The sequence below is a fragment of the Qipengyuania vulgaris genome (assembly GCF_009827325.1).
Lineage (GTDB): Bacteria > Pseudomonadota > Alphaproteobacteria > Sphingomonadales > Sphingomonadaceae > Qipengyuania > Qipengyuania vulgaris.
Map to the genome: position 1 here is coordinate 1 of NZ_WTYC01000009.1, position 12,936 is coordinate 12,936.

Here is a 12,936-nt window from a genome sequence, read left to right on the forward strand (position 1 = left end):
CCAGCTTACGTAAAGCCGTTCGTGAAGCGCCAGAAGAACGATGCTGCGGATGCCGAGGCCATCTGCGAGGCGGCGCAGCGCCCGAGCATGCGGTTCGTGCCAGTAAAGACCGAAGCACAGCAAGCAGCCGCGCTGGTGTTCCGGGCCCGCGACCTGCTGGTCAAGCAACGCACGCAGATCAGCAACGCCGTTCGCGGTCACATGACCGAGCATGGCTGGATCGCGCCGCAAGGCCTGGCGCACATGAAGAAGCTGGCCGCACTGCTTGAGGATCCCGACGCGGTTCCCGAGAGCGCACGGCCGGTACTGGAGATAATGCTCGATCAGATGGCAGTGCTCAGCGAGCGCATTGCCGAACTTGACCGGGAGATCGCCCGGCGTGCCCGCGAAGACGAGACCGCGCGGCGGCTGATGACGATCCCGGGCATCGGACCGATCACGGCAACCGCGATCACCGCACTTGCACCTCCGCCCGGCACCTTTGCCAAGGGCCGCGACTTTGCCGCATGGGTCGGGCTTACACCGCGCCAGCACTCGACCGGCGGCAAGCAGAGGCTCGGCGCGATCTCGAAGATGGGCGAGCGAACGCTGCGGCGGCTGCTGATCATCGGCAGCAGCGCGGTCGTGCTCCAGGCAAGCAGGCGCGGCGCACCCGCGGGATCGTGGCTGGAACAGATGATGGCGCGCAAGCCGCGCATGCTGGTGACGGTGGCGCTCGCGAACAAGACCGCGCGCATCGTCTGGGCAGTGCTGACGAAGAACGAGGATTACAGGGCTCCGGTCTCGGTCGCGGCGTAAGCCGGGCCGGACCAGAGGTCGCCGGAAGGACGTAGGCGGACGAAGGAGAGTATGGCAAAACAGTCGGCGAGACGGGACCGGAAGAACCAGGGCTTTCCACCGTGCTTCATCAGTACGCTGAGGGTGATGTGGTTCCGGTCCGCGAACTCCCATACGGGCCCGCAGCACGAAAAGCTGCACCAGGAGGCCGGACAGATGGCAGCATCCGACTACGTGCCAAACCTCTCAAAATACCGCTTGCATCCTGCGGGGCGTCCACAGATGGAAAGCGGACATCCTTGGCTATCTTCGGGTCGTCACTAGAATGGCCGCCTTTCTCTGCAAATTCTGAAAGCAGACGCCCTCGGTTTAATAAAGCTTCACGCACACGAGTATTCGTCCCGAAAGCATTCACTACCGCACCCCTCGTTTAGATACGCACTCGCGAAAAGACCCGACCGCGCGAAGGCTCTTTTCAAATGCCAATTATATGCGCCCATCGAATCAGAGGCAGTATCGAAGCGTAGTTATCGCTCCAAGGTTTTTCCAATGGCGGCTCCAGCTCGCCCCATTCTCCTATACCAGTGGCACTGAGTATGCGGTCTTGCGTAGGTTGATCCCGCGTTATCAGCACCCAATCCGATGCGACCTGGCCATTTGCCCGCCCGACCATGTCCTCGCGGATCGCCGCTGCGCACCCACACTCCAGCGCCGCAGCGGAAAGGACCGGCTGTAGCTCCAGAAAACGGTTTGAAATGTGTACGAGCAACGCACCATCGAATTTTAATGTGTTCAGGTAAACGCCGATCGCCTCGACCGTCAAAAGATGCAGTGGGATCGCATCGGAAGAAAATGCATCGACGACGAGAACATCGTATTGGTTCGCCGGTTCCTCCTCCAGCGCGATACGTGCATCGCCGATCACAATTTCGCTTTCCGGCGCACAACGCGACAGGAAGGAAAATCTCCCCGTAGAGGAGTAGTTTAGTACTTCAGGATCAATCTCGTAGAACCGATAAGTTTGCTCCGGCCTGCGGTAACAAGCGACAGTCCCTACCCCTAGGCCGACTACGCCGACGCTGGAACGTTCACCGTAGAGATCAACCGTTCTATCAAGTACCATGCCAACACCCGAACTGCGGCCGTAATAGGCAGTTGGCTCAAGTCGTTTTTTAGGATCGAGAAACTGTCGCCCATGCATGGTTGTTCCATGAATGAGTACCCTCTGTCCGACGGTCTCGTCATCTCGAACGTTGTAGATGCCAAAATAGCTGCGAGTGCGATCCCCCTTGGAATATGCATCTAAATGGCCGACAATGCCGAGCGCCGTCATGAGCAATACTAAGAACATAAGGAACTCAAAGCGGCTGAGTTTCACAAACATCGCAATTGCCGCCATCGCCAGAACTCCGGCGAGTGCGAGCATGGAGTTGTCGTAGAGATTGGCCCAAAATGCCAGAAGGCTAAGCGCGCTAAGGATTACAGCGGTACCGAAGACGACAAAAAGCCGTAGTTTCTTGCTCTGGACCAACCTCTCCTTCCAAGGGGGCGATTGACCTAACGGTAGTAGCAGCGCTGCGGCGAAGACCAGGATCGGGTGCTCCCACACCCAATCGAACAGAGCCGGAGCAATAAGAGCGGAAAACAGGCCGCCAACCACTCCACCAACTGACATTGCGAGATAAAAAAGAGTCAATTGTCCGGGCGGAGGGCGCAGGTCGAACAGTTTAGCATGCAGGGCCACAGAGACTACAAAAAGCATTCCGACCGAAGCCAGCGCGACAACCAGCCCGTCACCCGATTGCGGAATCATCGCCATCCCGCCGACCACCAGCAAAATTGCAGGTGCAATCGTGGTAAAAAACCGGGCGAGTTGCCGATTTTCCGCGAACCCGGGCACATAGCTAAGAAGGTAGAGGCCAAGGGGGATAACCCATAGCAACGGCATTGCAAAAATATCAGTAGTGAGGTGGGTCGTGGTGGAAAGCATCATGCCCGAAGGCACAGCAGCTAAAGCGACCCAAATCAGTAATTTGCCCGGCGGCACAGGCGCAAGATTCTCGCCAAGTTGTGTTGATGCCGGCAAGTCTTGCGCATGCCACCGTGCCCAAGCCAAAAGTGATACAAGAACCAGCAACACTGCATAGCCGACTGACCAAACCATCGCTTGGGTTTCAAGGGTCAATAATGGTTCGATAATAAGGGGGTAGCTAAGCAAGCCACTAAAACTTCCAAGGTTTGATGCCGCATACAACGGATAGGGGTCTCCGGCGTCAGGGTCAGCGCCATACCAACGCTGAACCAGAGGGGCCTGCGCGGAAACGAGAAAAAACACCGGGCCAATACTTGCTAAAATAAATGCAGGCACCCAAAACACTTCTAGCCCCGCGCCAAAACTGGGTATGTCCACAAGAGTTATCGGCAACGTCAACCCAGCCATGACCAAAAGAGCTAGTTGCAAGCCTATTTGAAGGCGCACCGGCAATCGCCTGATCGCATGAGCATAGGCATAGCCGCCGAGCAGCAGCGCTTGATAGACGAGCATGGCACTGTTCCAAACGTTTGGCGCGCCGCCAAGCCTCGGGAGAACCAATCGAGCCACCATCGGCTGTACTAGAAACAGCAAGAAGCTTCCCGCAAAAATTGCGGATACAAATAGAGCGCGGCGTGAGGAATTCAAATACGATGCTCCTGTTGATCGCAGTGTAGCCATACCTAGACCATAGGTCTTCCTGCAGCGTTGCTATGGTAAAACTCAATACTTTCGGGTTAATGCATGCTTGGCTATATAATTCGGCGCATTGAACCAAGCGATGCATCAATATCCGGGATGCCTGTCTTGGGAGGATGCGATCGATCTTATCCGTCCTGCGAACGATTTGTTGGCGGACGAACTTGCGGAATTTTACGACAGGTGCTTGGTTCACAATCGGTCTCGCCCACAATGTTAGCGGAGTCCGCAATCGGGTCGTAAGCGGAATGTCCGGTTTCAGCGCAGAATATCAGATAGCGGCTGGTCTGTTTTTGGCGTGATCTTCGAGAACCGCGAACGACCGGTTAGGGGTGGTTAGCTGACCTCAGACCTGTAGCCTTCTGCCCATTCTCTGAAGACCCCCATAACTGCCGAAACGTCGGTCGGACCACACGCCGCTTTGAAGCGCACGCCATCTGCCGAGGCAATCCACCAGCTTCCCCGCTCACGCCATTCGTCCAAGTCGCTAGCTACTTCACCGTGCATGGACTCGAACCATCGTCCTTCTAAAACCGTCTCGCGCAGATCGATTTCTACAGTCCACCCCGGATTGTCCAAGGTTTCGATCTTGATCCCGTAGGAATGCTCCCAGTCGTTATTGCATTCACGAACATACCAGTTCGTCAGCCATTCAAGATTATCTTCAGTCATGACTGTTTGTCGCCCAACTTGCGAGCGTCCGCAATCGGGTCGTTCGCTCTCCGCCTGCGACTCCAGTTCACCGATTTGGGGCGTCAGCGGGATATGGGTAACCCACCGCAAACATCGTTCCACCTTCCGATGCTGGCCAGAACGAGATCAGAAACTTCACCTCGGTGTCACACATGGTGGTTGACCATGTCTCGTAGGTAACTTGTTCTTTTCCCACTCTATAGGCTTCGCCTGGCAGAAAGTCCTCCGGGTGGACAGCCGCCTCGACTGCGGAGATTACACCACAATCGTTTCGCGCTTGGCCTATAAGCTGGATCTGGCGAAGTGTGTCCTTGATAAGATCAAGGTTAGCCGTAGTCCGACCAGTAAATCGGAGTTGCTCAGCCATTGCTGGAGTGGAGCAAACCGTCAAAGTGGCTGCAATCGCGAAGGTGGCGCGAGCGATACATGCTAGTCCCATAGCTGCGGTATGCCCTTGTAATTCAACGACCGCAATGGCGTCGCAAGCGGACAGTCCGCTCTAGGCACCCCTCATGCCGAGAAATTCATTCACCAGTGGGGTGGGAAGCGGCCATTCAACCGAAATAAACAATCGCGGCAATGGATGCGACAAGCACTAGGGCGATTCCGAGGAGTGCCCATTGCACTTTCAACGGCAAAGTCTCGAAGATCCAGTCAAAGAGGCTATCCAGCATTTACTTAAGGTACATAACGAGCATTTTTCCGCAATGTCGTCGTTAGCAGACAGTCCGCTAGCCGCACTGTGCCCTATGCAGCAGCTTGTGATCCGCCAGCACCAGCGCCATCATCGCCTCGACTACCGGCGTTCCGCGGATGCCGACGCAGGGGTCGTGGCGGCCCTTGGTGCGGACTTCGGTCGCCTCGCCCTGCCGGTCGATACTGGCAACCGGGGTCAGGATCGAACTGGTCGGCTTGAAGGCCACGCGGCAGACCACCGGCTGGCCGGTCGAGATGCCGCCCGCGATGCCGCCCGCGTGATTGGCCGCGAATTCGGGGCCGTCCGCTCCCGGTGACATGGCATCGGCATTCTGCTCGCCGCTCAGGCGCGCGGCGTCGAAACCGTCGCCGATCTCCACGCCCTTGACCGCGTTGATGCTCATCATGCCGGCCGCAAGATCGCTGTCGAGCTTGGCGTAGATCGGCGCGCCCCAGCCTGCGGGGACACCTTCCGCCACGCATTCGACCACCGCGCCGAGCGATGATCCCGCCAGCCTCGCATCGTCGACCAGCGCTTCCCACCGCTTCGCCGCCTCCGCATCGGGACACCAGAAGGGATTGCGCGCAATCTCCTCGCGGTCGAAATTGGCCGGGTCGATCCGGTGGCCGCCGATCTCCGCGACATAGGCGAGGATGCTTACCTCCGGAATGACCAGCCTGCCGATCGCGCCTGCCGCAACCCGCATCGCGGTCTCCCTCGCGCTCGATCTCCCGCCGCCGCGATAGTCGCGGAAGCCGTATTTCGCGTCATAGGCATAGTCGGCATGGCCGGGGCGATAGGTGTTCGCGATCTCCGAATAATCCTTCGACCGCTGATCGGTGTTCTCGATCAGCAGGCTGATGGGAGTGCCCGTCGTCTTTCCTTCGAACACGCCTGACAGGATGCGGACCTCGTCCGGCTCCTTGCGCTGGGTGGTGAACTTGTTCTGCCCCGGCTTGCGCGCATCGAGGAAGGGCTGGATGTCGGATTCCGCCAGCGCAATTCCGGGCGGGCACCCGTCGACCACCGCGCCGATGGCCGGGCCGTGGCTCTCGCCCCAGGTGGTAAACCGCAAAGCCCTTCCGAATGTATTCCAGCTCATGGGCTGCGGTTTGGCTCAACTTGCGGGCGCTGTCCAATGTGGAGGGCGTAGGATTTTTTGGTTCACGCAAAGGCGCTCCGGATGCCGGGCGGAAAGCAGACGATACTTTCCTACATCCGCGCTGTTGTGTCACGGACAGGCGCCGCGTAGCACCGGCCGCGTGGCCGCCTCGCATACACATTCCCCAGCCCGAATGCGTACGGCACTGGCGATGCGTTTTTCGGGTGAACTTTGAGTGAACTTTGGGGGATGGCGCGGGTGCCCCCCTTTCCAAGTGCGGTCCTGATAGGCAAGAACAAAACGCGCTCAAGCAGCGGAGCGGTAGCGCAGAAAGAAACCCGCTCAACCAGCGGAGCGGTAGCGCAGAAAAAAACCCGCTCAGGCAGCAGAGCGTAGCGCAGGAAGAGACTTATGATTGCCAAGCTCAAGGGCCTGCTCGACGAAACCGGCGCCGACTGGGCGGTGATCGACGTCTCGGGCGTCGGCTATCTCGTCCATTGTTCGTCGAAGACGCTCGCCGCGCTGGGCGAGAAGGGTGAGGCCTGCACCGTCTATACCGACCTGCAGGTATCCGAGAACGACATGCGGCTGCTCGGTTTTGCCGAGGCGGCGGAGCGTGACTGGTTCCGCCTCCTCACGCAGGTGCAGGGCGTGGGCAGCAAGGTCGCGCTGGCGATCCTATCGGCGCTGTCGACCGGCGAGGTGCAGCAGGCCTGCGCCCGGGGCGATGCCGCCACGGTAGCGCGCGCGCAGGGGGTAGGCCCGAAGCTGGCCGGGCGGATCGTCAACGAATTGAAGGACAAGGCCGGCGCATTGCCCGCATCGGGCCCGGGAATGGCGGCTGCCGCGCTTCCGGCGGGCGGTGCAAGCGCCGATGCGGTGAGCGCGCTCGAAAACCTCGGCTTCAAGCCCGCCGTGGCCGCGCGCGCTGTGGCGGCAGCGCAAGGCGAACTGGGTGAAGGCGCGAGTGAGGGCGAGCTTATCCGGGTGGCGCTGAAGAAGGCCGCGGGATGACGACACGCACCGCCACCTGCATGTGCGGCCAACTCAGCGCGACTTGCGCGGGCGAGCCGGTGCTTATTTCGGTATGCCACTGCCTCGATTGCCAGAAGCGTAGCGGCTCGTCCTTCGCCGCGCAGGCACGCTTTCGTGCGGAGGAAGTGGAGCTGTCGGGCGAAAGCAGGACCTGGAGCCGCGCAGGCGACGAGGGCGGGGTGGCGACCTTCCATTTCTGCCCGACCTGCGGCTCGAACGTCTATTATGTCGCGCAGGCCGAACCGCAGCTGGTGGCCGTCGCCATCGGCGGTTTTGCCGATCCATCCTTTCCGCAACCCGACTATGTGGTTTACGAAGAGCGCAGGCATGGCTGGGTGAAGATCGTGGGCGAGGGGATCGAACGTTTTGACTGACCAAGTTCGGCATAACGGTAAGGTGGCAGCGTGACCGAACCCGTCCCTCTCCATTCACCTGACCGGCAGCCGGAAGACCCGGATGCGGCGCTGCGGCCGAAGTCGCTCGCCGAGTTCGTCGGGCAGAAGGCAGCGCGCGAGAACCTTCGCGTGTTTATCGAGGCCGCCAAGGGGCGCGGCGAGGCGATGGACCACGTGTTGTTTTTTGGCCCGCCCGGCCTCGGCAAGACCACGCTGGCGCAGATCGTGTCCAAGGAACTGGGCGTCGGCTTCCGCGCCACCAGCGGGCCGGTTATCGCCAAAGCAGGCGACCTTGCCGCGCTGCTGACCAATCTCGAACCCAACGACGTGCTCTTCATCGACGAGATCCACCGGCTCAATCCGGTGGTCGAGGAGGTGCTCTATCCGGCGATGGAGGACCGCGCGCTCGACATCATCATCGGCGAGGGGCCATCGGCGCGCAGCGTGCGGATCGACCTGCCGCCCTTCACTCTGGTCGGCGCCACCACGCGGCAGGGTCTTCTCACCACGCCCTTGCGCGACCGGTTCGGCATCCCGGTGCGGCTCAATTTCTACACCGAGGACGAACTGCTCAGGGTCGTCACCCGCGGGGCGGGTCTGCTGGGCATGGGGATCGACGAGGGCGGCGCGCGCGAGATCGCCCGCCGCTCGCGCGGAACCCCGCGTGTCGCGGGCCGCCTGATGCGGCGCGTGCGCGACTTCGCCAGCGTTCTGGGCGAGCCGACCGTTACCACGCGGGTCGCCGACGAGGCGCTGACCCGGCTCGAGGTCGATCGGCTGGGCCTCGATGCGATGGACCGGCGCTATCTCACCATGATCGCCACCACCTACAAGGGTGGACCCGTGGGCGTGGAGACGCTCGCCGCGGGCCTCTCGGAACCCCGCGATACGGTGGAAGAGGTGATCGAGCCTTACCTGATCCAGCTCGGCCTGATCGCCCGCACGGCGCGCGGCCGCATGCTCAACGACGGCGGGTGGGAGCACCTGGGGATCGCGCCGCCAAGCAAGCCGCAGACGGACATGTTCGACAAATAGCTATTGCCGGGTGGGCAGTTCGGCGGCTTTCCAGGCGAGAATGCCGCCTTCCATGTGCACGGCCGTGGAACCGGTCGCCTCGGCCAGGCGCTCTGCGGCGATGCCGGAACGGCGGTCGGAGCGGCAATAAAGGATGCGGTCCCGCCCTTCCGCGTCGGGAAGAGCGGCCGGATCGAACTCGTCGACCGGGATGTTGATCGCGCCCGCGATGTGGCCTTCGGCAAACTCCTCGCGGGTGCGGACATCGATCAACTGGATCGCTTCACCGGCTTCCAGCCGGGTCGCGAGGGCCTGTGGTTCGATGGTGAGCACCCCGGCCGCACGCGGGCCGGGGGTCTCGGTATCAGGATAGGGAGCCGCGTTCCCGCAGGCGGCGAGGCATGCCGCCGAAAGCAGGAGCAGTGCCCCTCGCAGCATCAGGCCGCAGCCAGCTTGCGCAGCACGTAATGGAGGATGCCGCCGTTGCGGTAATATTCCATCTCGTTCGCCGTATCGATGCGGCAGAGCGCGGTGAAGCTGGCCTTCGAGCCGTCTTCATGCGTCACTTCGACTTCCACGTCCTGGCCGGGTGTGAGGTCGCCAAGGCCCTTGATCGTAAACGTGTCGTTCGCGCCAAGGCCGAGGCTCTGGCGGGTGTCGCCTTCCTTGAACTGCAATGGCAGCACGCCCATGCCGATCAGGTTGGAACGGTGGATACGCTCGTAGCTTTCGACGATCACGGCGCGCACACCGAGAAGGATGGTGCCCTTCGCTGCCCAGTCGCGGCTGGAGCCGGTGCCGTATTCCTTGCCGGCGATCACCACCAGCGGCGTGCCGTCTTCCTTGTGCTTCATCGCCGCGTCGTAGATCGGCATCTGTTCGCCCTTGTAGAGCGTTTCGCCTCCTTCGACGCCGGGGACCATTTCGTTCTTGATGCGGATGTTGGCAAAGGTGCCGCGCATCATCACTTCGTGGTTGCCGCGGCGCGAGCCGTAGGAGTTGAAGTCCGACTTCGAGACCTGGTGGCTCTTGAGGTATTCACCCGCCGGGCTGTCTTCCTTGATCGAACCCGCCGGACTGATGTGATCGGTGGTCGTCGAATCGCCGAGAATGGCGAGCGGCTTTGCATCGGTGATATCGGTCACCGGTGCGGGTTCCATGCTCATTCCCTCGAAGAACGGCGGGCTGGCAACATAGGTGCTGGTCGGGTTCCAGCGATAGGTGTCGCTGGCTTCGACCTTGATCGCCTGCCAGTGCTCGTCGCCCTTGTAGACGTCGGCATAGCGGCGGGTGAACATTTCGCGGTCGATATTGGCGGCGCGGTGCTGCGCAATTTCGTCATTCGTCGGCCAGACATCGGCCAGCATCACGTCCTTGCCGTCCTGGTCCTGCCCCAGCGGCGTCTCGGTGATGTCCTTTGTCACCGTGCCGAGGATCGAATAGGCGACCACCAGCGGCGGCGAGGCGAGGAAGTTGGCACGCACGTCGGGCGAGACGCGGCCTTCGAAATTGCGGTTGCCCGAAAGAACGCTGGCGGCGACGATATCGTTGCCGTTGATCGCCTTGCTGATCGGCGGGGCGAGCGGACCCGAATTGCCGATGCACGTGGTGCAGCCGTAGCCGACGAGGTCGAAGCCCATGGCATCGAGATCGGTCTGCAGGCCCGATTTCACGAGATAGTCGGTAACCACCTGCGATCCCGGTGCCAGGCTGGTCTTGACCCAGGGCTTCGGTAGCAGGCCTTTCTCATGCGCCTTTTTGGCGACGAGACCCGCGGCGATCAGCACGTCGGGGTTGGAGGTGTTGGTGCAGCTCGTGATCGCGGCGATAACCACGTCGCCGTCACCGACGTCGTGGTCCTTGCCTTCGACCGCGACGCGGACCGGTGCATCCTTCTTGTAGATCGACTTGAGATCGGTGTTGAACAGCTCATCCACTTCGGGAAGCGCGACACGGTCCTGCGGGCGCTTGGGGCCGGCAAGGCTGGGGACGACCTTCGACAGGTCGAGATCGAGCGTCTTGGTGAACACCGGCTCGTTCTCCGGCGTGAACCACATGCCCTGTTCTTTCGAATAGGCTTCGACCAGCGCAATGGTTTCCTCGTCGCGGCCGGTCAGGCGCATGTAGTCGAGCGTTTTGTCGTCGATACCGAAGAAACCGCAGGTCGCGCCGTATTCGGGCGCCATGTTGGCGATCGTTGCACGATCGGCGAGCGTAAGGTTGGCAACGCCCTCGCCGTAGAATTCGACGAAGCGGCCGACAACGCCGACTTCGCGCAGCATCTGCACACAGGTCAGCACGAGGTCGGTCGCGGTCACGCCTTCGGCCATTGCGCCGGTCAGCTTGAAGCCGACCACTTCGGGTATCAGCATTGAGATCGGCTGGCCGAGCATGGCGGCTTCCGCTTCGATGCCGCCAACGCCCCATCCCAGCACGCCAAGGCCGTTGATCATGGTGGTGTGGCTATCGGTGCCGACGCAGGTGTCTGGATAGGCGGTCAGCTGGCCGTTATCGTCTTCGCTGCTCCAAACGCCCTTGCCGATGTATTCCAGGTTCACCTGGTGGCAGATGCCGGTGCCCGGGGGCACGGCGGAGAAGTTGCGGAAGCTCTTCGAACCCCACTTGAGGAAGTCGTAACGCTCGGCATTGCGGGCGTATTCGAGCTCGACATTCATGTCGAACGCCTTGGGATGGCCGAATTCGTCGACCATGACCGAGTGGTCGATTACCAGGTTCACTGGAACCTGCGGATTGATCTTGGAAGTATCCCCGCCGAGCTTGCCGATGGCATCGCGCATGGCAGCAAGGTCGACCACGCAAGGTACGCCGGTGAAATCCTGCAGCAGCACGCGCGCCGGGCGGTACTGGATTTCCTTGCCGGTCTTGGGGTCCTTCTGCCAGTCGGCAATCGCCTGCGCGTCGTCGGTGGAAACAGTGAAGCCGCCATCCTCGAAGCGCAGCATGTTTTCCAGCAGGACCTTCAGGCTGAAGGGAAGCCTGGAAACGTCTCCGATTTTCTCGGCCGCCTTGTCGAAGGAATAATAGGCATATTCCTCGCCGTTGACTGTGAGAGTGGAGCGTGTTCCGAGCGTGTCCTGGCCGACCTGGGTCATGCGGGAGAAATCCTTTCTGTCTGGAGCCGTCACACCACCAATGGGCAGGGCGGCCAAATGTGCCGCGCCTGTGCGCTGTGATGGCCAAAAAATCAAGGGTCGCCGCCCGCCGGACACGCTTGATCGGGAACCGGAACGGTTGCTTATTGCTTATTAGGGCAAAATTCGGGCAAACGCAGCGCACGGTCGATAATGGCGATAGCGCGCGGCCCAATGAGGAGTTGAAACCATGAGTGTCCTGCTGGACGCGACGGACAAGTCGCGCCGAACCCTTCGTCTCGCCGTAGTTACTGCTGCCCTTGGTGTGGCCGGTATGTTTACCGCAGCCTTCACCTTTGCCGGCCAAGAAGCTCAAGCCAGTGAAGCTGGGCCCGCCGCGGTAGCAAGCGCCGAACGTTAAAGCGCGGTCTGCTCGGGTCGCCGCCTGCGGGTGGCGATCCAGCACCCTGCGACGATCAGCAGCGCACCGATGATGGTCGCGCCGCCAACCCCTTCCCCGAAATAGAGCCAGCCGAAGAGCGAGGCCCAGAGAAAGCCGGTATATTCTATCGGAACGAGTTGTTGCGCCTGCGCGCGGGCATAGGCCCATGCAAAGAACAGCGCAGCGCCCACCGCCAGCAACGCTCCTGCGCCTATTTCCAGCCATGCGCGGGTGTCGGGCCACTTGAGGAGGAAAGGCGCGCCAGCCAGCAAAACCAGCGTCACCACCCCGTTCTGGAAGGTGCTGACCTCTGTCGGACCGGCGACCAGCGCCTGCTGCCGCTGAAGCACGAGGTTCCAGGCATAGAGAATGGCCGAAACTCCAATCAGCGCGAGCCCCGTGGCGGCATCGTCGGTCATGGTCTGGCGTCCGAGGCGGTCGCCAACGATCACGATTACGCCAGCAAGTCCCAGCAGCGCCGCCATGACCGCCCTCCGTTCGATCTGCTCGCCGAGCAGGATGGCGGAGAGATAGAGCGCGATCAGGGGCGCGACGAAGCTGATCGCAATCGCCTCTGCGAGTGGCAGATGTACGAGTGAGGCGAAAAAGGTCCAGCCCATGAAGGCGACCACCACCCCGCGAATCAGATGAACCCGCCACACTGCCCGCACCGGCAGCTTGCCGCCCCGCCACCACCAGATGGGGGCGATGATGGCAAAGCCGATGGCGCAGCGCAGGAGATAGGCGCTGTAGGCGCCAATCGCGATGCTGGCGCTTTTCATCACCGCATCCATCGCAGAATAGAGCGCGATCCCCGCAAGGGCCGCCAGGATCGGCTTGATCGGTGGGTCGCTGGCGCTCATTACCCTTGCCATAGGATGCTCCGGCGAATGCGTCACCCGGTTCAGCAGTGGGTAAGCCGGGATCGCCAATTGTGTTGGAAAGTTTATAGTAGATA

11 protein-coding genes are annotated in these 12,936 nt (G+C 61.3%); 5 read left to right on the forward strand and 6 right to left on the reverse strand.

Annotated features, from left to right (window positions below):
- A partial coding sequence (locus GRI69_RS13555; RefSeq protein ID WP_160726291.1) for an IS110 family RNA-guided transposase occupies nucleotides 1–798 on the forward strand: 798 nt, incomplete at its 5' end.
- 454 nt (nucleotides 799–1,252) lie between these two features.
- Here GRI69_RS13555 and GRI69_RS13560 read toward each other — a convergent pair.
- The 3 genes from GRI69_RS13560 to aroC form a co-directional block, all read right to left on the reverse strand.
- On the reverse strand, nucleotides 1,253–3,457 hold the full coding sequence (locus GRI69_RS13560) for a fused MFS/spermidine synthase (RefSeq protein WP_160728811.1): 2,205 nt from the start codon (nucleotides 3,455–3,457) through the stop codon (nucleotides 1,253–1,255).
- 387 nt (nucleotides 3,458–3,844) lie between these two features.
- Complete coding sequence (locus GRI69_RS13565; RefSeq protein WP_160728812.1) at nucleotides 3,845–4,180, reverse strand: immunity 53 family protein; 336 nt, start codon at nucleotides 4,178–4,180, stop codon at nucleotides 3,845–3,847.
- Between the two features lie 752 nt (nucleotides 4,181–4,932).
- Nucleotides 4,933–6,000 carry a chorismate synthase gene (gene aroC, locus GRI69_RS13570; RefSeq protein WP_160728813.1) on the reverse strand — a complete coding sequence of 356 codons (1,068 nt, stop codon included), beginning with the start codon at nucleotides 5,998–6,000 and terminating at the stop codon, nucleotides 4,933–4,935.
- Between the two features lie 411 nt (nucleotides 6,001–6,411).
- Here aroC and ruvA point away from each other — a divergent pair, with 411 nt between their 5' ends.
- From ruvA to ruvB, 3 genes are read left to right on the forward strand one after another with little or no spacing between them, the layout of a single operon-like run.
- Nucleotides 6,412–7,014, forward strand: a complete 603-nt coding sequence (gene ruvA, locus GRI69_RS13575) for a Holliday junction branch migration protein RuvA (protein ID WP_160728814.1) — start codon at nucleotides 6,412–6,414, stop codon at nucleotides 7,012–7,014.
- Nucleotides 7,011–7,409, forward strand: coding sequence for a GFA family protein (locus GRI69_RS13580; protein ID WP_160728815.1), 399 nt, complete (start codon nucleotides 7,011–7,013; stop codon nucleotides 7,407–7,409). The genes ruvA and GRI69_RS13580 overlap by 4 nt, the downstream gene beginning before the upstream one ends.
- A gap of 30 nt (nucleotides 7,410–7,439) precedes the next feature.
- On the forward strand, nucleotides 7,440–8,465 hold the full coding sequence (gene ruvB / locus GRI69_RS13585) for a Holliday junction branch migration DNA helicase RuvB (protein WP_160728816.1): 1,026 nt from the start codon (nucleotides 7,440–7,442) through the stop codon (nucleotides 8,463–8,465).
- Here the strand turns inward: ruvB and GRI69_RS13590 are convergent, their stop codons facing one another.
- A complete protein-coding gene (locus GRI69_RS13590; RefSeq protein WP_160728817.1) occupies nucleotides 8,466–8,882 on the reverse strand; it encodes a rhodanese-like domain-containing protein in 417 nt (138 codons plus the stop codon).
- Nucleotides 8,882–11,557: an aconitate hydratase AcnA gene (acnA, locus tag GRI69_RS13595; RefSeq protein WP_160728818.1), complete on the reverse strand. Its 2,676-nt coding sequence runs from the start codon at nucleotides 11,555–11,557 to the stop codon at nucleotides 8,882–8,884. The genes GRI69_RS13590 and acnA overlap by 1 nt, the downstream gene beginning before the upstream one ends.
- Before the next feature lie 229 nt (nucleotides 11,558–11,786).
- Between acnA and GRI69_RS13600 the strand changes: the two genes are divergently transcribed.
- Nucleotides 11,787–11,957: an MFS transporter gene (locus GRI69_RS13600; RefSeq protein ID WP_160728819.1), complete on the forward strand. Its 171-nt coding sequence runs from the start codon at nucleotides 11,787–11,789 to the stop codon at nucleotides 11,955–11,957.
- On the opposite strand, the gene GRI69_RS13605 is transcribed toward GRI69_RS13600, so the two are convergent.
- Entirely contained in the window at nucleotides 11,954–12,841 is an 888-nt protein-coding gene (locus tag GRI69_RS13605; RefSeq protein ID WP_160728820.1) for a DMT family transporter, read from the reverse strand. The genes GRI69_RS13600 and GRI69_RS13605 overlap by 4 nt on opposite strands.
- Between the last annotated feature and the right edge of the window lie 95 nt (nucleotides 12,842–12,936).